The 16586-nt window shown below is 69.5% G+C and carries 15 protein-coding genes; 7 read left to right on the top strand and 8 right to left on the bottom strand.

The window, feature by feature from the left end:
* Positions 1 to 27: 27 nt before the first annotated feature.
* Both ftsH and folE read left to right on the top strand, forming a co-directional pair.
* Positions 28 to 2052 (top strand): ATP-dependent zinc metalloprotease FtsH, encoded by a 2025-nt coding sequence (ftsH, locus tag AC0699_RS10305; RefSeq protein ID WP_478658075.1) that lies wholly within the window; start codon positions 28 to 30, stop codon positions 2050 to 2052.
* A gap of 131 nt (positions 2053 to 2183) precedes the next feature.
* Positions 2184 to 2789 (top strand): GTP cyclohydrolase I FolE, encoded by a 606-nt coding sequence (folE, locus tag AC0699_RS10300; protein WP_478658072.1) that lies wholly within the window; start codon positions 2184 to 2186, stop codon positions 2787 to 2789.
* A 1115-nt stretch (positions 2790 to 3904) separates the two neighbouring features.
* Here the strand turns inward: folE and AC0699_RS10295 are convergent.
* From AC0699_RS10295 to AC0699_RS10270, 6 genes are all read right to left on the bottom strand, one after another.
* Positions 3905 to 4396, bottom strand: a complete 492-nt coding sequence (locus AC0699_RS10295; RefSeq protein WP_478658069.1) for a DUF3180 domain-containing protein — start codon at positions 4394 to 4396, stop codon at positions 3905 to 3907.
* Positions 4397 to 4467: 71 nt separating this feature from the next.
* Positions 4468 to 5055 (bottom strand): 2-amino-4-hydroxy-6-hydroxymethyldihydropteridine diphosphokinase, encoded by a 588-nt coding sequence (gene folK / locus AC0699_RS10290; protein ID WP_478658066.1) that lies wholly within the window; start codon positions 5053 to 5055, stop codon positions 4468 to 4470.
* Positions 5052 to 5411, bottom strand: a complete 360-nt coding sequence (gene folB / locus AC0699_RS10285) for a dihydroneopterin aldolase (protein ID WP_453661061.1) — start codon at positions 5409 to 5411, stop codon at positions 5052 to 5054. The genes folK and folB overlap by 4 nt, the downstream gene beginning before the upstream one ends.
* A gap of 192 nt (positions 5412 to 5603) precedes the next feature.
* A complete protein-coding gene (locus AC0699_RS10280) occupies positions 5604 to 6065 on the bottom strand; it encodes a nuclear transport factor 2 family protein (protein WP_469770751.1) in 462 nt (153 codons plus the stop codon).
* Positions 6066 to 6388: 323 nt separating this feature from the next.
* Complete coding sequence (folP, locus tag AC0699_RS10275; RefSeq protein ID WP_478658062.1) at positions 6389 to 7249, bottom strand: dihydropteroate synthase; 861 nt, start codon at positions 7247 to 7249, stop codon at positions 6389 to 6391.
* Between the two features lie 50 nt (positions 7250 to 7299).
* The gene (locus tag AC0699_RS10270; RefSeq protein WP_478658060.1) at positions 7300 to 9141 is read right to left on the bottom strand and encodes a phosphatidylglycerol lysyltransferase domain-containing protein; all 1842 of its coding nucleotides are present in this window, start codon (positions 9139 to 9141) and stop codon (positions 7300 to 7302) included.
* Between the two features lie 144 nt (positions 9142 to 9285).
* Here AC0699_RS10270 and AC0699_RS10265 point away from each other — a divergent pair, with 144 nt between their 5' ends.
* Positions 9286 to 10398, top strand: coding sequence for an alpha/beta hydrolase (locus AC0699_RS10265; RefSeq protein WP_478658057.1), 1113 nt, complete (start codon positions 9286 to 9288; stop codon positions 10396 to 10398).
* On the opposite strand, the gene AC0699_RS10260 is transcribed toward AC0699_RS10265, so the two are convergent.
* Positions 10385 to 11557 carry an ABC transporter ATP-binding protein gene (locus AC0699_RS10260; protein ID WP_478658054.1) on the bottom strand — a complete coding sequence of 391 codons (1173 nt, stop codon included), beginning with the start codon at positions 11555 to 11557 and terminating at the stop codon, positions 10385 to 10387. The two genes, AC0699_RS10265 and AC0699_RS10260, sit on opposite strands and share 14 nt — an antisense overlap.
* A 144-nt stretch (positions 11558 to 11701) precedes the next feature.
* On the opposite strand from AC0699_RS10260, the gene AC0699_RS10255 reads away from it, so the two are divergent.
* The 4 genes from AC0699_RS10255 to AC0699_RS10240 all read left to right on the top strand — a co-directional run bounded on the left by AC0699_RS10255 (position 11702) and on the right by AC0699_RS10240 (position 15324).
* The gene (locus AC0699_RS10255; protein ID WP_469770756.1) at positions 11702 to 12394 is read left to right on the top strand and encodes an ABC transporter permease; all 693 of its coding nucleotides are present in this window, start codon (positions 11702 to 11704) and stop codon (positions 12392 to 12394) included.
* Positions 12394 to 13062, top strand: coding sequence for an ABC transporter permease (locus tag AC0699_RS10250; RefSeq protein WP_478658051.1), 669 nt, complete (start codon positions 12394 to 12396; stop codon positions 13060 to 13062). Before AC0699_RS10255 ends, AC0699_RS10250 begins: the two co-directional genes overlap by 1 nt.
* A 27-nt stretch (positions 13063 to 13089) precedes the next feature.
* Positions 13090 to 14076, top strand: coding sequence for an ABC transporter substrate-binding protein (locus tag AC0699_RS10245; RefSeq protein ID WP_478658049.1), 987 nt, complete (start codon positions 13090 to 13092; stop codon positions 14074 to 14076).
* Positions 14077 to 14217: 141 nt separating this feature from the next.
* Complete coding sequence (locus tag AC0699_RS10240) at positions 14218 to 15324, top strand: hypothetical protein (protein ID WP_478658047.1); 1107 nt, start codon at positions 14218 to 14220, stop codon at positions 15322 to 15324.
* A gap of 108 nt (positions 15325 to 15432) precedes the next feature.
* On the opposite strand, the gene AC0699_RS10235 is transcribed toward AC0699_RS10240, so the two are convergent.
* Entirely contained in the window at positions 15433 to 16575 is a 1143-nt protein-coding gene (locus AC0699_RS10235; RefSeq protein WP_478658045.1) for an NADH-quinone oxidoreductase subunit D, read from the bottom strand.
* Between the last annotated feature and the right edge of the window lie 11 nt (positions 16576 to 16586).

Here is a 16586-nt window from a genome sequence, read left to right as displayed (position 1 = left end):
GGGACGGAGCGACACCGCTCCGTATGGATGGACGTGAAGCGATACTTCCGTGGGCCGGTCATGTGGATCGTGCTGGCCGTCCTCGCCGTGGTCGTGCTGATGCAGGTCGTCGGCTCGTCGGGCGGCTACAAGACGGTGGACACCGCCGAGGTTGTCCAGGCGATCTCCAAGAACCAGGTCGAGCAGGCCAAGCTGACGACCGGCGATGAGCAGGTCATCAAGATCGAGCTGAAGGACGGCCAGAAGGTCGACGGCAGCGACAAGGTCCAGGCGAGCTACATCGGCGACCAGGGCGTCGAGCTGGCCAACACCCTGCAGAAGAAGTACGAGGCCGGTGAGATCGACAAGGGCTACACGGTCTCGCCCGAGCGGCAGTCCCCGTTCCTCTCGGTGCTGCTCTCGCTGCTGCCCTTCGTGCTCATCGTCGTCGTCTTCCTGTTCCTGATGAACCAGATGCAGGGCGGCGGCTCCCGGGTCATGAACTTCGGGAAGTCCAAGGCCAAGCTCATCACCAAGGACACCCCGAAGACGACGTTCGCCGACGTGGCCGGGTCCGACGAGGCCGTCGAGGAACTCCACGAGATCAAGGAGTTCCTGCAGGAGCCGGCGAAGTTCCAGGCAGTCGGCGCCAAGATCCCGAAGGGTGTGCTGCTGTACGGCCCGCCCGGTACGGGCAAGACGCTGCTCGCGCGCGCCGTCGCGGGCGAGGCGGGCGTCCCGTTCTACTCGATCTCCGGCTCCGACTTCGTCGAGATGTTCGTCGGTGTCGGTGCCTCCCGAGTCCGTGACCTCTTCGAGCAGGCCAAGGCGAACGCTCCGGCGATCGTCTTCGTCGACGAGATCGACGCCGTCGGCCGGCACCGCGGTGCGGGCCTCGGCGGTGGCCACGACGAGCGCGAGCAGACGCTGAACCAGCTGCTCGTCGAGATGGACGGCTTCGACGTGAAGGGCGGCGTCATCCTGATCGCCGCGACGAACCGGCCGGACATCCTCGACCCGGCGCTGCTGCGCCCGGGCCGCTTCGACCGGCAGATCGCCGTCGACCGGCCGGACATGCAGGGCCGTCTGGAGATCCTCAAGGTTCACCAGAAGGGCAAGCCGGTCGCCCCGGACGTCGACCTCTCGGCCGTCGCCCGCCGTACCCCCGGCTTCACGGGTGCCGATCTCTCCAACGTGCTGAACGAGGCCGCTCTGCTGACGGCCCGCAGCGACAAGAAGCTGATCGACAACCACTTCCTGGACGAGGCGATCGACCGCGTCGTGGCGGGCCCGCAGAAGCGGACCCGGATCATGTCCGACAAGGAGAAGAAGATCACCGCGTACCACGAGGGCGGACACGCCCTGGTCGCGGCGGCCTCCCCGAACTCCGACCCGGTCCACAAGATCACGATCCTTTCCCGCGGCCGGGCCCTCGGCTACACGATGGTGCTTCCGGACGAGGACAAGTACTCGACCACGCGCAACGAGATGCTCGACCAGCTGGCGTACATGCTGGGCGGCCGCGCGGCCGAGGAGCTCGTCTTCCACGACCCGACCACGGGCGCGGCGAACGACATCGAGAAGGCCACGGCCACGGCCCGCGCGATGGTCACGCAGTACGGCATGACCGAGCGGCTCGGCGCGATCAAGTTCGGCGGCGACAACACGGAGCCGTTCCTCGGCCGCGAGATGGCGCACCAGCGCGACTACTCGGAAGAGGTCGCGGCGCTGGTCGACGAAGAGGTCAAGAAGCTCATCGAGACCGCGCACAACGAGGCCTGGGAGATCCTCGTCGAGAACCGTGACGTGCTCGACAACCTGGTCCTCGCGCTGCTGGAGAAGGAGACGCTCGGCAAGGAGGAGATCGCCGAGATCTTCGCCCCGATCGTGAAGCGCCCGGCCCGCCCGGCGTGGACCGGCTCCGCGCGGCGCACCCCGTCCACCCGTCCGCCGGTGCTCTCCCCGAAGGAGCTCGCTCTGACGAACGGCGCGGCGAACGGCGGGGGCCCGACGGTGACCGATGTCACCAAGTCCGCCGCCGAGGTGGTCCAGGACGAGCGTCCGGAGGCCTGACCAGGCAGTTTTCGTGCCTACGGGCCCGAGTACCGGAATGAACGCCGCACCTCCCAGGTTCTAGCCTGGGAGGTGCGGCGTTTTCGCGCCATTGTCGAAGCGCCATGTCGGAGCACAGGAACGAGGCACAGATGACCGACCCGGTGACGCTGGACGGCGACGGCACGATCGGCGAGTTCGACGAGAAGCGCGCCGAGGACGCCGTACGGGAGCTTCTCATTGCGGTTGGCGAGGACCCAGACCGTGAGGGGTTGCGGGAGACGCCGGGGCGTGTGGCCCGGGCGTACAGGGAGCTCTTGGCGGGGCTGACGCAGCAGCCCGAGGACGTCCTGACCACGACGTTCGACCTGGGGCACGACGAGATGGTCCTGGTGAAGGACATCGAAATCGTAAGTTTGTGCGAACATCATCTCTTGCCGTTCCACGGCGTTGCGCACGTCGGCTACATCCCGGCCACCACAGGCAAGATCACGGGGCTGTCCAAACTGGCGCGGCTCGTCGACGTCTTCGCCCGCCGCCCACAGGTACAGGAAAGGCTCACCACGCAGATCGCCGACTCGCTCATGCGGATCCTTGAGGCGCGGGGTGCGATCGTCGTGATCGAGGCCGAGCACATGTGCATGTCGGTGCGCGGCATCCGTAAGCCCGGCGCCAAGACCACGACCTCGGCGGTCCGCGGTCAGCTGCGGGACGCCTCGACGCGCGCTGAGGCGATGAGCCTGATACTGGCGCGATAGCCGGCTTGTCAGTGGTGCCCGATTACGGTCCCCGATCGGTGGAGTCGATCGCTGATCAAGGGGGATCGCGATGGGGCATGGGCTTCCCAGCCGCCAGACCGTCAACGTCGTCGGCGGTCGTCAACGTGCACGGGACATCCGTGTGGGTGACAGGTTGTGGACGCTGGACGAGGAGGGCACGGCTCGGACGGCTGTCACCGGGGTGACAGCCGTCAAAGCGCGTGAGGTGGTCGAGGCTGTGACGGACCACGCCACGTTCGTTGCCGCGCCGGAGCAGCTGTTGGGTACGACGGCTGGGTGCACGCCAGGGACGCTGCCGGGACCGTTGTTGCGTGGCCCCATGCGCGGAAGCTGCACCGTGAGCGGCTGACCATCCAACCGGGCTACGAGTTCGGGTACTTCATCGGCGCGACCTGCGCAGACGGCACCGTCGGCAAGAATTACGTTTCTCTCGTGGTGAACGACGAAGAGTTCGCATCACGGTACGCGGCGTGCCTGATGCCGCGACCGGGCTGCCCGCCCGCCTGGAGCCGGTCACACGACCGTCCGGGTGCAGCGTGATGCCCCAGGGTTCCGGGTCAGAGTGGTCTCGTCGTATCTCGCCGACGCCATGCGGCAGTACACGGGTGGCGATGCGCATCACATGCGGCAGAGCTTTCCACGGGTCGTGCTCCGGGACCGCGAGGTCTTCGACGGGTTCCTGGACGGCTATGCGGACGGTGACGGGTTCCGAGCCAGGCGCTGGAAGGCACGCGTGATCGTCAGCGCCAACGTTCCTTTCCTCGAGGAGTTGGCCGGGATCATCGGAGCGCGGTTCACGCCGAACAACAAACGGACGGGCATCGGCCTTGATGGTTTCGGACGCCTGGTCGAAGCGCGGGACGTTTCAGGCGGAAGTCCACCCACTGGAGCCGCGGGAATCGCAATGGGTCCAGGTCCTGGAGGTCCGCAAGCGTGCCATTCCGGTCAAGCCGTTCACCCTCTACAGCTACCGGCGACCCGTACCCGACTTTCCTCGTGAACGGGCACCTGGTCCGTGAGCCGTGGTGAGCCCGGATGGGGGCGCAGCCTCATGAGGCCCCCGGCGCCCAGCCGGGGTGTGGGGGCCGCCCTCGCTAGCGTGCCGGGACGTGGCCCGGGCCGTTGTCCTCGTCCTCGTCCTCGGGGAGTTTGCAGACCCGCTCCAGGAAGAACGCCGCCGCGATCACCGCGATGCCCGCCAGGACCGAGAACGCGGCGTAGATCGCCTGGTCCCGGCGGGCCGGGATGTCCAGGGAGCCGAGAAGGAAGACGCCCGTCCCGCCGTACATACCGCTGACGATCGCCGCGACGAGGGCGCTGGCCTGGCCGAAGACCACCGCGCGCGCCGCCATCAGGGGCTCGACGCCCTTCGCGCCGGGACGGCGCTCGCGCTGGGCGCGAAGACGGGCGCGAAGCGAGATCGCGGTCGCCGTGAGGACCGCGGCGATCGCCGCCAGGACGATCGGCGCGGCCAGCGGCACGCTCGGCAGGGTGCCGATCGAGTCCCACAGGCGGGCGCCGCCCCAGGACAGCACCCCGGCCACGGCGAAGAGTCCGGCCAGCACCCCGAGCCGTAGTTGCTTCACCGCGTGTCCTTCGTCTTGGGAGTCTTGGCGTGTCGGCAGGTCGTACCGTGCCGACCCCAAGAGCCTAACGACTACTCGGGCAGGCGGAGTTCCAGGTCGGCGCGCGCCGCGACACCCTCCCGGCCCACGCTCGCGAGCAGCTCGGCGACCGGCCCGCGGCCCGGCACCTGGGCCTCGGGCTCCACGTCGTGCCACGGGGCGAGGACGAAGGCCCGCTCATGGGCCCGCGGGTGCGGCAGGGTCAGAACCGGGTCGTCGGAGACCACATCCGCGTACGCCACGATGTCCACGTCGATCGTGCGCGGCCCCCAACGCTCCTCGCGCACCCGGTCGAAGGCCTCCTCGATGGCCTGGCCGCGCTCCAGCAGGGAGCTGGGCGGCAGGGTGGTCTTCACCAGCACCACCGCGTTGAAGTACGCCGGCTGGGAGCCGGGCTCGACGCCCCACGGCTCCGTCTCGTACACCGGGGAGACCGCCTTGACCCGCACGCCGGGCGTGTCCTCCAGTGCGTCGATGGTGCCCTGGAGCGTCTCCAGCCGGTTGCCCAGGTTGGCGCCGAGCGCGATCACGGCCCGTTTCGGATTGGACAGGGTGACGTCCGCCGCGTCGACCTGCTCGACCACAGCGGCGGGTACGGGCTGCACGGTGGGATCGCTCATACTCGGCTCCGGGTGATCGTGATGGTCACATCGTCGAACGGGACGGTGATCGGGGCGTCCGGCTTGTGCACGACCACCTCGACCTCCTGGACGCCCGCGTGCTTGAGGCACTGCTGGGCGATGCGCTCCGCGAGCGTCTCGATCAGATCCACCGGCTCGCCCTGGACGACATCGACGACCTCCTCCGCCACCACGCCGTAGTGAACGGTCTTCGCCAGGTCGTCGTCCGCCGCCGCGGGGCGGGTGTCGAGGCCGAGCACCAGGTCCACGATGAAGGTCTGGCCCTCCTCGCGCTCCCGGGGGAAGACGCCATGGTGCCCGCGGGCCTTGAGGCCGCGCAGCGCGACACGATCCACGCGAATCACTCCTGCTGTCGTAGGTCCTGCGCGCACGCAGCCGCGTGCGGGCGGCAGCAGTGCACTGATTCGAATCTACCTGCGAGCACCGACAACGCCCGCCCACGGGGGCTATGGACATAACCGTTGGCGACTGGTAGCCGCGCCTACCCCGCATGAGCGAATCGAACCCCCACAAGCCCGTTTACCCACTCAGGAGGGGGACTCGTCGTTCTCCTCGTCCTCGGATTCGGCAAGTACGGGTGACCCGTGGTGTGACCAGATTCTCCACCCGTGAGGTGTGCGGCGGAACACATTCGTGGCCACGACCAGCTGCCCGACGAGCGGCCCGAGCTCGCCCTCCTGCTCCGCCGGCCCGCCGCTGAGGATGTTCTCGGTACAGGTGACGACGGCCGTGTCCCCGGCCACACTGACCCGGACATCGGTCAGGAAGAACTGGATGTACTCGGTGTTCGCCATGATCAGGGCGTACGAACGGAGCACCTCGCCGCGCCCGGACAACACCGGCCACCCGGGATGCACGCACGAGATGTCATCGCCGCCCGCGCCGTCCAGCCAGAGCGCGGAGATCTCCTCGAAGTCACCGCGCTCCATCGCCTCGTAGAAGGCGGTGTTGGCCTCCTCGACCTTTTCGACGTCGGTACGAGGTGTCACAGTGCCGTTCCGATCGTCCCCAGAGCCGGCGTCTGGATGGGAGTACCCCCGGCGGAGGCAGGCGGCAGACCACCTGCCCTCAGGCACACAGGCGCGACTTCGACGGCTGTCTGCGGCTCGGTGGCCTCGCCTGCGTCGCTCACTGTGCTCTTCCGTTCGCTTCTCCGCCGGCTCGGCGCAGAGGTGCGGGTTTGACGGCTGTCTGCGGCTCGGTGGCCTCGCCTGCGTCGCTCACTGTGCTCTTCCGTTCGCTTCTCCGCCGGCTCGGCGCAGAGGTGCGGGTTTGACGGCTGTCTGCGGCTCGGTGGCCTCGCCGGCGTCGCTCACTGTGCTCCCTCTACGGCCCGGGCCACCCGTACCGCGTCCGCCGTGGCCCGTACCTCGTGGACGCGGACCGCCCACGCGCCCTCGTGGGCGGCGATCGCGGAGACCGCGGCGGTGGCCGCGTCGCGCTCCCGGGCGGGCGGCGGGGTCGCGGAGCCGCCGGCCAGCACATGGCCCAGGAACCGCTTGCGGGAAGCCGCGACCAGCAGCGGGCGGCCGAGCTCGCGCAGCGAGGCGAGGTGGGCGACCAGCGCGAGGTCGTGCTCTGCCTGCTTGGCGAAGCCCAGGCCGGGGTCGACGACGATCCGTTCGGGCGCGATACCGCCCGCGACCACCGCGTCCATCCGTTCCCGCAGCTCCGCGACGACCTCGGCGACGACGTCCGCGTACACCGCCCTGCTGTTCATGTCCTCGCTGAAGCCGCGCCAGTGCATGACGACGAAGGGCACCTCGGCGGCGGCGACGGCCGGGACCATCTCCGGGTCGGCGAGGCCGCCGGAGACGTCGTTGACCAGCACCGCGCCGGCCGCGACCGCCTGCGTGGCGACCGAGGCGCGCATGGTGTCGACGGAGACGGTGACGCCCTCGGCCGCCAGACCCCGTACGACGGGGATGACGCGCCGCAACTCCTCGTCCTCGTCGACCCGGGTGGCGCCGGGCCGGGTGGACTCACCGCCCACGTCCACGAGGTCGGCGCCCTCGGCGACCAGGTCGAGACCGTGCTTGACGGCGGCCGTGGTGTCGAACCAGCGGCCTCCGTCGGAGAAGGAGTCGGGCGTCACATTGACGACTCCCATGACCGCACAGCGGTCCCACTCCGGCAGGCCCACGGCCGTGCCCCGTCCGCGCAACGTACTCATACGACCAGCCTAGGCCCGTATGCCGGCCTCCTATGCCGCCGCCGCAGCGGCTACGCCGCGCGGGCCTCGTGTCCGTCGGCGGTGGCCGGGCGGATGTGGGCGCAGGGGCGGGGCGCGGGGGCCGGCCGGCGGCGGCGGAACGGGCGCGGCAGGGCGAAGGTCACGAAGCCCTCCGCCTGCATCGCGGCGAAGCCGATGCGCGGCAGGTCGCGGGTGTTGCGGAAGACCACGAAGCGCGGCTCCCAGCGCGGCCGGAACTTGGCGTTGAACTTGTACAGCGACTCGATCTGGAACCAGCGGGAGAGGAACACCAGCAATCCGCGCCAGGTGCGCAGCACAGGGCCGGCGCCCAGCTTCTCGCCGCGGGCGAGCGCCGAGCGGAACATCGCGAAGTTCAGCGAGACCCGCTCGATGCCGAGCTTGGGGGAGGCCTGCAGCGCGGCGACGATCAGCAACTCGTTCATGCCGGGGTCGGCGGAGCGGTCGCGGCGCATCAGGTCCAGGGACATGCCGTCCGTACCCCAGGGGACGAAGTGGAGGACGGCCTTCAGGTCGCCGTACGGGCCCGGCTCGCCCTCGTCCTGCTTGTGGGCGGTGGCGATCACGCTGTCGCCGTCGGAGGGGTCGCCGATCCGGCCGAGGGCCATGGAGAAGCCGCGCTCGGTCTCGGTGCCGCGCCAGTCGTCCGCGGCCTGGCGTATCCGCTCCAGCTCTCCTTCGGAGAGGTCACGGACGCGGCGTACGCGGGTCTCGTAACCGTTGCGCTCGATGCGCTTCACCATCTGGCGCACGTTCCGCATGGCGCGCCCGGTCAGCGAGAAATCCGCGACGTCCACCACCGCCTCGTCGCCGAGCTCCAGGGCGTCCAGGCCGGTCTCGCGGGTCCACACCTCTCCGCCGGTCTCGGAACAGCCCATGACGGCAGGGGTCCAGGAGTGGGCCTTGGCCTCGTCCATGAAGCGCTCGATGGCGCCGGGCCAGGCCTCGACGTCGCCGATCGGGTCGCCGCTGGCGAGCATCACACCGGAGACGACGCGGTAGGTGACGGCGGCCTTGCCGCTGGGGGAGAAGACGACGCCCTTGTCGCGGCGGAGCGCGAAGTGGCCGAGGGAGTCGCGGCCGCCGTGCTTGGCGAGCAGTTCGCGCAGCCTTGCCTCGTCGTCCTCGGTGAGCCGGGCGGCCGGGTGCTCGGGGCGGAAGGCCAGGTAGATGGTGGTGATGGCGGTGAGCAGGCCGAGCGCGCCGAGTGAGTAGCCGACGGTCCAGTCGACGCCGGACTCGTAGCGCACCGGTCCTTCGAAGCCGAAGAGGCCGTACAGGACGTGCTCGAGGCGGTCGATGAGGCTGGGGTTGCCGATCACCTTGCGCGGATGGGCGCTGACGATGACCAGACCGAGGCCCAGCGAACCCGCGCCCATCAGGACGAAGTTGGCGAGGGCCCGCCAGCGGCTGCTCGGGTCGGGCAGCGCCGCGAACTGGCTGCGGTGGCGCAGCAGAAGGGCGAGCAGCACCAGCGACAGCAGGACGCCGATGACCGAGTCCCGGTAGATGAACTGGGCGGCGGCGCCGGCCGGCAGCAGGACGATCGCGGCGCGCCAGGCACGCCGCTTGTGCCGCTTGAGGCCGTGCGCGAGCAGCAGCAGCAGGACGCCCGCGCTGAGCGAGAGCGCGGCGGCGAAGGGGCCGAGGGCGCCCGGGAGCACCTCGGCGAAGGCGTGCATCCGGCTGTGCCGGAAGCGCGGGAAGACACCTGCGGCGACGTCGATCAGGCCGATGAAGGTGCAGGCCGTGCCGACGAGCGCAGGTACGGATTCGGCGCGCGGGCCGCTGAGGATCCGGCGTACGGCAACCGGAACCAAGCCCGACTTATCCCCATCTATCGTGACAGACATCGCTTCCCGTGGCTCCGAGAGAGATCGTGAGTCCTCGGCCGCAGAACAGTCGGCCCGGACAATTTGCGCTCTCTAGGACGGGACTTCGGGGCGGCGGGTTCACTCGCACTCAGGAAATTCTCACGGAAGAAGCTCGATAGCCTCATGGGTCTCACCAGTAACAAGGTTCTGGCGCTGGCCGTCCTGGCCGCAGTTGCTCTCTTCGCCGCGACGATCTGGCTCTGGCCGCGGCTGTCCCGCCGCAGCTGGCGAGCCGTGCTCGGCAGGGTGGGGTTGCTGCTGATGACCCAGCTGGCACTGTTCGCCTCGGTCGGCCTTGCCGCCAACAATTCCTTCCTGTTCTACGGCTCCTGGGCCGATCTCTTCGGCCAGCAGCAGGACATGGGCGTGGTCGTCGACCACTCGGCCGGCGGCAAGCGCATCAAGGTGGTCGGCAAGCAGAAGCTGGACGTCCCGGGCGGCTCGCGACCGGCCGCAGGCGGGCAGATACAGAAGATCGTGATCCACGGTGCGAAGTCGGACATCAAGAGCCCCGCGTACGTCTATCTGCCGCCCGAGTACTTCCAGCCCGCGTACGCGAAGAAGACCTTTCCCGCAGCGGTGGTCCTGACCGGCTACCCGGGCACCGCGGAGAACCTCCTCAAGGGCCTCAAGTACCCGAGAACGGCTCACCAGCAGGCCAAGGACGGAAAGATGCAGCCGATGATCCTGGTGATGCTGCGGCCGACCGTCGCGCCGCCCCGGGACACCGAGTGCGTCGACATTCCGAACGGACCCCGGACCGAGACGTTCTTCGCCAAGGACCTGCCGGCCGCCGTGTCGGAGTCGTACCGCGTCGGCACCAAGCCGCGTAACTGGGGCTTCATCGGCAACTCGACGGGCGGCTACTGCGCGCTGAAGATCGCCATGCACCACCCCGAGCAGTTCGCCGCGGGCGCGGGTCTTTCCGCGTACTACAAGGCCGCCGAGGACCCGACGACCGGCAACCTCTTCCACGGGAACAAGAGCGAGCGGAACCGGGCCAATCTGCTGTGGAGCCTGGACCACCGGCCGCAGGGCGCCTCGTCGTTCCTGGTCACCACGTCCAAGGAGGGCGAGGGCAACCTCAAGGGCACCCTCGACTTCATCAAGAAGGTGAAGGCGCCCGCGCGGGTCTCGTCCATCACGCTCGACAGCGGCGGACACAACTTCAACACCTGGCGCCGCGAGATCCCGCCGGCCCTGGTGTGGATGAGCGGCCGCCTCAGCGCGGTGTAGCCGCCTTCACCGCCTTCACCGTCTCCACGGTCTCCAGCTCCACCTCGGTACGCGGGATGTCCTGGGCGTCGGCGTCGATGGAGCGGCGCAGCGCCTCGTGCAGCCGAGCCGGGGTCAGGACGCCGAGGAAACGTCCCGTCTCCTCCTTGTCGATGACGGCGATCCAGCCGGCGTCGTGCTGCAGCATCGTCGAGAAGGCCTGCTTCAGGGAGGCGCCGACGGGCAGCCAGGCCTCCATGCGGCGGGCATGCTCGCGTACGGAACCGCTGCGGGCGGCGTGCTCGGCCGAGATCCAGCCGTGCAGATTGTCCTCGTGGTCCAGGACGACGGCCCAGCGGGAGCCGAGCTTGCGGGGCAGCGGGTCGTCGAGGTGCACCACCGGGGGCTGTTCGAGGTCGCCCTCCTCGATCGGGGTGACGGACAGCCGCTTGAGCCCGCGGTCCGCGCCGACGAAGTCCGCGACGTACGGGGTGGCCGGGGCGCCGAGCACGGCGGCAGGTGCGGCGAACTGCTCGATCCTGCCCTGCCCGTAGACGGCGATACGGTCGCCGAGCCGGACGGCCTCCTCGATGTCATGGGTGACGAAGAGGACCGTCTTGCGGACGGCGGCCTGCAGCTTGAGGAACTCGCTCTGCAGATGGTCGCGTACGACGGGGTCGACGGCGCCGAAGGGCTCGTCCATCAGCAGGACCGGCGGGTCCGCGGCCAGCGCCCGGGCCACGCCCACGCGCTGTCGCTGGCCGCCGGAGAGCTGCTCGGGGTAGCGGTCGCCGTAGACGCTGGGGTCCAGGCCGACGAGATCGAGGAGTTCGGCGGCGCGCTCGCGGCCCCTGGCGCGCTTCCAGCCCAGCAGATGGGGCACGGTGGCGGTGTTCTCCAGGACCGTTTTGTGGGGGAAGAGCCCGACCTGCTGGATGACATAGCCGATACGGCGGCGCAGCTCGACGGGGTCGATATCGGATATGTCGTCCCCGTCGAGGTATATCCGCCCCTCGGTCGGCTCGATGAGCCGGTTGACCATCTTCATCGTGGTCGTCTTGCCGCAGCCGGAAGGTCCGACGAGCGTGACCAGTTCGCCGGCGGCCACCTCGAAGGAGAGGTCGTCCACGGCGGTGGTGCCGTCCGGATACCGCTTGGTGACGTGCTCGAATCGGATCATGGTTCCCCATTGTGACGGGTCACGGCGGGGCTTGTGTGAAGGCAGTGTTGCTGGAACGCGAAGCTCCTCGGCGATTGTCAGTGGCGGGGGATAGGGTCGGTATCCGGTCGAACAAGTCGAACGCCGGATCGGGGGTGGGGGCAAATGGCAGGTCAGGGCTGCCTGGTGGCGAACGACTGGATCTGCGGCGAATATCTCCGTTCCCGCAGCGGGGAGTTGATCGACGCGACGGTCCAGCATGTCTGGATCACCGTGGTCTCGGTCGCGATCGGGCTGGCGGTGGCTTTTCCGCTGGCGCTGCTCGCCCGCAGCCATCCGCGCCTGTCGGGCCCGGTCCTCGGTCTGACGACGGTGCTCTACACCGTTCCGTCGCTGGCGATGTTCTCGCTGCTGCTACCGTTCTTCGGACTCTCCGCCGCCCTGGTGATCACGGGCCTGGTGCTCTATTCGCTGACGATTCTCGTACGCAACATCCTGGCGGGCCTGGAAGCGGTGCCCGACGAGGCGCGCGAGGCGGCTCGCGGCATGGGGTACGGGCCGGGCAGGCTGCTGTGGGAGGTCGAGCTTCCGCTGGCCCTGCCGGCGCTGATGGCCGGACTGCGGATCGCCACGGTCTCGACGATCGCGCTCACCACGGTCGGCTCGATCGTGGGCCGCGGCGGCCTGGGCAACCTCATCGAGGACGCGCTGCCCAGCTTCTTCAAGGCACAGGTGCTGACCGCTTCCGTGCTCTGTGTGCTGCTGGCCGTCGCCGCCGATCTGCTGCTCCTGGGCGTGCAGCGCCTGCTCACGCCCTGGACCCGAATACGGGCCGCGGGGACCCGGGGGGCCCACTGATGGACGTACTGGCCAAGAGTTGGACGTGGCTGACCACGACAGCCAACTGGTCGGGGGAGAGCGGTGCCTGGCACCGGCTCGGGGAGCACCTGTACGTCAGCGGGACCGCCCTTGCCCTGGCCTGCGCCATCGCGCTGCCGATCGCGCTGTACCTGGGGCACATCGGCCGCGGCGGCGCGATCGCCGTGAACATCTCGAACGCAGGCCGGGCCATTCCCGTCTTCGCGGTGCTCGCGCTCTTCATGGTGACGCCGCTGCGCAGCGCCGGTTATGTCCCGACGATCACCGCGCTGGTGCTCTTCGCCGTGCCCCCGCTGCTCACCAACGCCTACGTGGGCATGCGGGGGGTGGACCGGGCGGTGGTGGAGGCCGCGCGGGGCATGGGGATGTCGGGCCGGCAGCTCTTCGTGCGGGTCGAGCTGCCGCTCGCGTACCCGATGGTCATGACCGGGCTGCGCTCGGCCGCCGTCCAGGTCGTCGCCACCGCGACGATCGCGGCGATGGTCGGACAGGGCGGCCTCGGCCGGATCATCACGGCTGGGTTCAACACGTACAACACTCCGCAAGTGGTCGCGGGCGCCCTGCTCGTGGCCGTGCTCGCCCTCCTGGTGGAGGCCGTGCTGGTGGGGGTGGACCGCTTGTGCAGTCCCCTTCGGAAAACCGTGTGACGACTCACTCCCTTGGATGGTGACCTGATGAGCAAGACCTCGCGCATCGCGGGTGCGGTTCTGGGCGTCGTGGCCCTCGTCGGCTCGCTCGCCGCGTGCGGCGGCGACAGCCTGGAGCAGGAGAAGGGGAGCTCCGGAGGCTCGGGCGGTGACGCGGGCGGCGGAAAGAAGGGCTCGCTCGTCGTCGGCGCCGCGGCGTTCACGGAGTCCAAGGTGCTGGCCGAGCTCTACGCCCAGGTGCTGCGCGACGCCGGATACAGCGCGTCGGTGACGACCGTGAAGAACCGCGAGCTGTACGAACCGTCCCTGGAGAAGGGTGAGATCGACGTCGTACCGGAATACGCGGCGACGATCGCGGAATTCCTCAACGCCAAGGCGAACGGGCCGAAGGCACCCGAGGAGAAGCCCGTCGCGTCGAGTGATGTCGCCGCCACCGTCGCCGGTCTGGAGAAGCTCGCGACGCCGCGCGGTCTGAAGGTGCTGCCCGCCGGAGAGGCCGTCGACCAGAACGCGTTCGCGGTGAGCAAGGAATTCGCCGAGAAGAACAAGCTCAAGACCCTTTCCGATCTCGGCAGGTCGAAGATCAAGGTCAAGATCGCGGCCGGTGACGAGTGCGAGGTACGGCCGTTCTGCGCACCGGGTCTGAAGAAGACCTATGGCATCGATGTGGCGGGCGTGGACCCGAAGGGCGTCGGCACGCCGCAGGCCAAGCAGGCGGTCAAGGACGGTGAGGACCAGCTGGTGCTGACCACCACGACCGACGCCACGCTGGAGAGCTTCGGCCTGGTGCTGCTGGAGGACGACAAGAAGCTCCAGAACGCCGACAACGTACTGCCGGTGGTCAATGCGAAGGACGCGGGCGCGCAGGAGATAGCCGACGCGCTCGGCGCGCTTTCCAAGGCGCTGACGACGACGGATCTCGTCGAGCTGAACCGGAAGGTGGACGCGGAGCGGGCGAAGCCCGAGGACGTCGCGAAGGAGTATCTGGAGTCCAAGGGCCTGATCAAGAAGTAGCCGCGGAAGGGCGGCGGATAGCGGAAGGGCGGCCGCGGACAAAGGGAGCCGGCCCGGCATGCCGAAGGGATGTGTCCTTGTGGCGAAGAGATTGCCGGGCTGACCCCCCATTCGTCACCTACGCACGGTAAATTTCAGGCCATGCCACGTGGACGCCACCGCCATTCCCCACCTCTGCACAGGCTCCTGCCGCCTTCCGCGGTCGCCGGAGCCTCGGTGCTCTGTGCCGCCGGCGCCTGGCTACTCGCGGATCCGGTCGTGCTTCGCACCCTGGTCGCGGCCGCTGCCGCCGCTGCGGTCACCGGCGCTGTCCTCATGCGCAGTTGGGACCGGAGCGCGGGCCGCCGCGTCGCCGAGCTCACCCGCGCCCGCGCCAGCGACGCGTGGAAGACCGAGGAGCGAATAGCCGAGCTGGAGACCGACCTCGACGAATCCCGCGAGCTGCGCGCCAAGCTCGACGCGAAACTCCGCTCAAAGCGGGTCGAACTGGCCGGGTTGCGCAACGAGCACGCCGCGCTGCTGCGGCGGTACGCGACCGCCGAGACCGAGCGGGCCACCGCGCTCGAAGGCCGCAGGCAGCTCGCGCTCGAAGCGGCCGCGCCCAAGGAGCTGCCCCCGGCCGGGTCCACGCCGACGCCGTCCGCGTATCTGCGGGCGGCCAAGGCGCTGGACGACCTGTCGCGCAACGCCGCGGCCCAGGAGGCCAGGCGCACCGTCGAGGAGGCCCGCAAGCGCGATCTGGCCGAGCGGGCGCGAGAGGCGGACGAGCCGCAGGGGAAGCACGCGGCGGTCGCCGGGGGAGAGCAGCACGCCCGCCCGTCGTCCGCCGTCCCCGCCACACGGGTGCCGGTCGCCGCGGCGATCGTCCCCTACTCCGCGCAGCGCCGTCGGGCACCGCGCCCCCAGGGCGGCTTCGACTTCTTCGGCACGCAGGCCGGGCAGGCCGAGCAGGCTGCGCAGGCCACCGCGACTGCCGGTACCGCAGGTTCTGCCGCTACCAACGGTTCTGCAGGTTCTGCGGGGAAGAAGCCGGTAGCGGCTCTCGAACCCGCCCAGCTCGCCTCGGTCCAGAACGAGGACCTGGCGGACGTGGTGGGCGAGGAGGCCCTTGCCGAAGCCGGGGGTACCGCCCAGGCGAAGCTCATGGGGAGCACCGAGGACCGCGCGGTGGGCAAGGTCATCGACCTGACGGCGCACGACGAGACCGAGCAGCTGGACGTGGCGGAGCTGCGCAGCGCGATTTCCTGACGGTGATGTCCTGACCGCGATGCCCTGACGGCGACGTCAGGGCATCGCCGTCCTGGCCGTGATGTCCTGCGCGGCGCGCGGCCCAGCAGCGCGCTCGGCTGACGGTCGCTACTTGTCGATGTCGCCGACGACGAAGAACAGCGATCCCAGGATCGCCACCATGTCGGCGACCAGCGTGCCCGGCAGCAGCTCGGTCAGGGCCTGGATGTTGTTGTACGAGGCCGAGCGGAGCTTGAGGCGGTACGGCGTCTTCTCGCCCTTGGAGACGAGGTAGTAGCCGTTGATGCCCAGGGGGTTCTCGGTCCAGGCGTACGTATGGCCCTCGGGGGCCTTCAGCACCTTCGGCAGCCGCTGGTTGACCGGCCCGGGCGGCAGCTCGGCCAGCCGGTCCAGACAGGCGTCCGCCAGCTCCAGCGAGTTGTGCGTCTGGTCCAGCAGGCACTCGAAGCGCGCCAGGCAGTCGCCCTCGGTGCGGGTGGCGACCTTCAGGGTGTCCTGGAGCTCGCCGTAGGCCAGATACGGCTCGTCGCGCCGGAGGTCGAAGTCGACGCCGGAGGCGCGCGCGATCGGTCCCGAGACTCCGTACGCGTGCGCGGTCTGCGGGGTCAGGATGCCGATGCCGCGGGTACGGCCACGGAAGATCTCGTTGCCGAGGACGAGCCGGTCGTACACGTCCATGCGGGAACGGACTTCGGCGATCGCGGCCCTGGCCCGGCCGGTCCAGCCGGCGGGGAGGTCCTCCTTGAGGCCGCCGACGCGGTTGAACATGTAGTGCATCCGGCCGCCGGAGATCTCCTCCATCACGTGCTGGAGGTCCTCCCGCTCACGGAAGGCGTAGAAGATCGGGGTGATTCCACCCAGTTCGAGGGGGTACGACCCAAGGAACATCAGGTGGTTGAGGACGCGGTTCAGCTCGGCCAGGAGCGTACGAAGCCAGACCGCACGCTCCGGGACCTCCATGCCGAGCATGCGCTCGACGGCCATGACGACGCCCAGTTCGTTCGAGAACGCGGACAGCCAGTCGTGGCGGTTGGCCAGCATCACGATCTGCCGGTAGTCGCGCGCCTCGAAGAGCTTCTCCGCACCGCGGTGCATGTAGCCGATCACCGGCTCGGCGTGCTGGATGCGCTCCCCGTCCAGGACGAGACGAAGGCGCAGCACGCCGTGCGTGGAGGGATGCTGCGGCCCGATGTTCAGCACCATGTCGGTGCTCTCCGCCGCGCCGCCGATGCCGAACGTCGTCTCCGTCATGGGCGACAGTA

The sequence above is a fragment of the Streptomyces sp. NPDC043870 genome, from assembly GCF_056435785.1.
This window is presented reverse-complemented; position numbering and strand designations above follow the sequence as displayed.

Coding starts and splice junctions, on each gene's coding strand:
- AC0699_RS10260 (WP_478658054.1), bottom strand. CDS start 11,557: ATGATCCGATTCGAGCACGTCACCAAGCGGTATCCGGACGGCACCACC.
- AC0699_RS10235 (WP_478658045.1), bottom strand. CDS start 16,575: ATGACGGAGACGACGTTCGGCATCGGCGGCGCGGCGGAGAGCACCGAC.
- folK (WP_478658066.1), bottom strand. CDS start 5,055: ATGAGCGATCCCACCGTGCAGCCCGTACCCGCCGCTGTGGTCGAGCAG.
- AC0699_RS10265 (WP_478658057.1), top strand. CDS start 9,286: ATGGGTCTCACCAGTAACAAGGTTCTGGCGCTGGCCGTCCTGGCCGCA.
- AC0699_RS10255 (WP_469770756.1), top strand. CDS start 11,702: ATGGCAGGTCAGGGCTGCCTGGTGGCGAACGACTGGATCTGCGGCGAA.
- AC0699_RS10245 (WP_478658049.1), top strand. CDS start 13,090: ATGAGCAAGACCTCGCGCATCGCGGGTGCGGTTCTGGGCGTCGTGGCC.
- folE (WP_478658072.1), top strand. CDS start 2,184: ATGACCGACCCGGTGACGCTGGACGGCGACGGCACGATCGGCGAGTTC.
- folP (WP_478658062.1), bottom strand. CDS start 7,249: ATGAGTACGTTGCGCGGACGGGGCACGGCCGTGGGCCTGCCGGAGTGG.
- ftsH (WP_478658075.1), top strand. CDS start 28: ATGGACGTGAAGCGATACTTCCGTGGGCCGGTCATGTGGATCGTGCTG.
- AC0699_RS10270 (WP_478658060.1), bottom strand. CDS start 9,141: ATGTCTGTCACGATAGATGGGGATAAGTCGGGCTTGGTTCCGGTTGCC.
- AC0699_RS10240 (WP_478658047.1), top strand. CDS start 14,218: ATGCCACGTGGACGCCACCGCCATTCCCCACCTCTGCACAGGCTCCTG.
- AC0699_RS10250 (WP_478658051.1), top strand. CDS start 12,394: ATGGACGTACTGGCCAAGAGTTGGACGTGGCTGACCACGACAGCCAAC.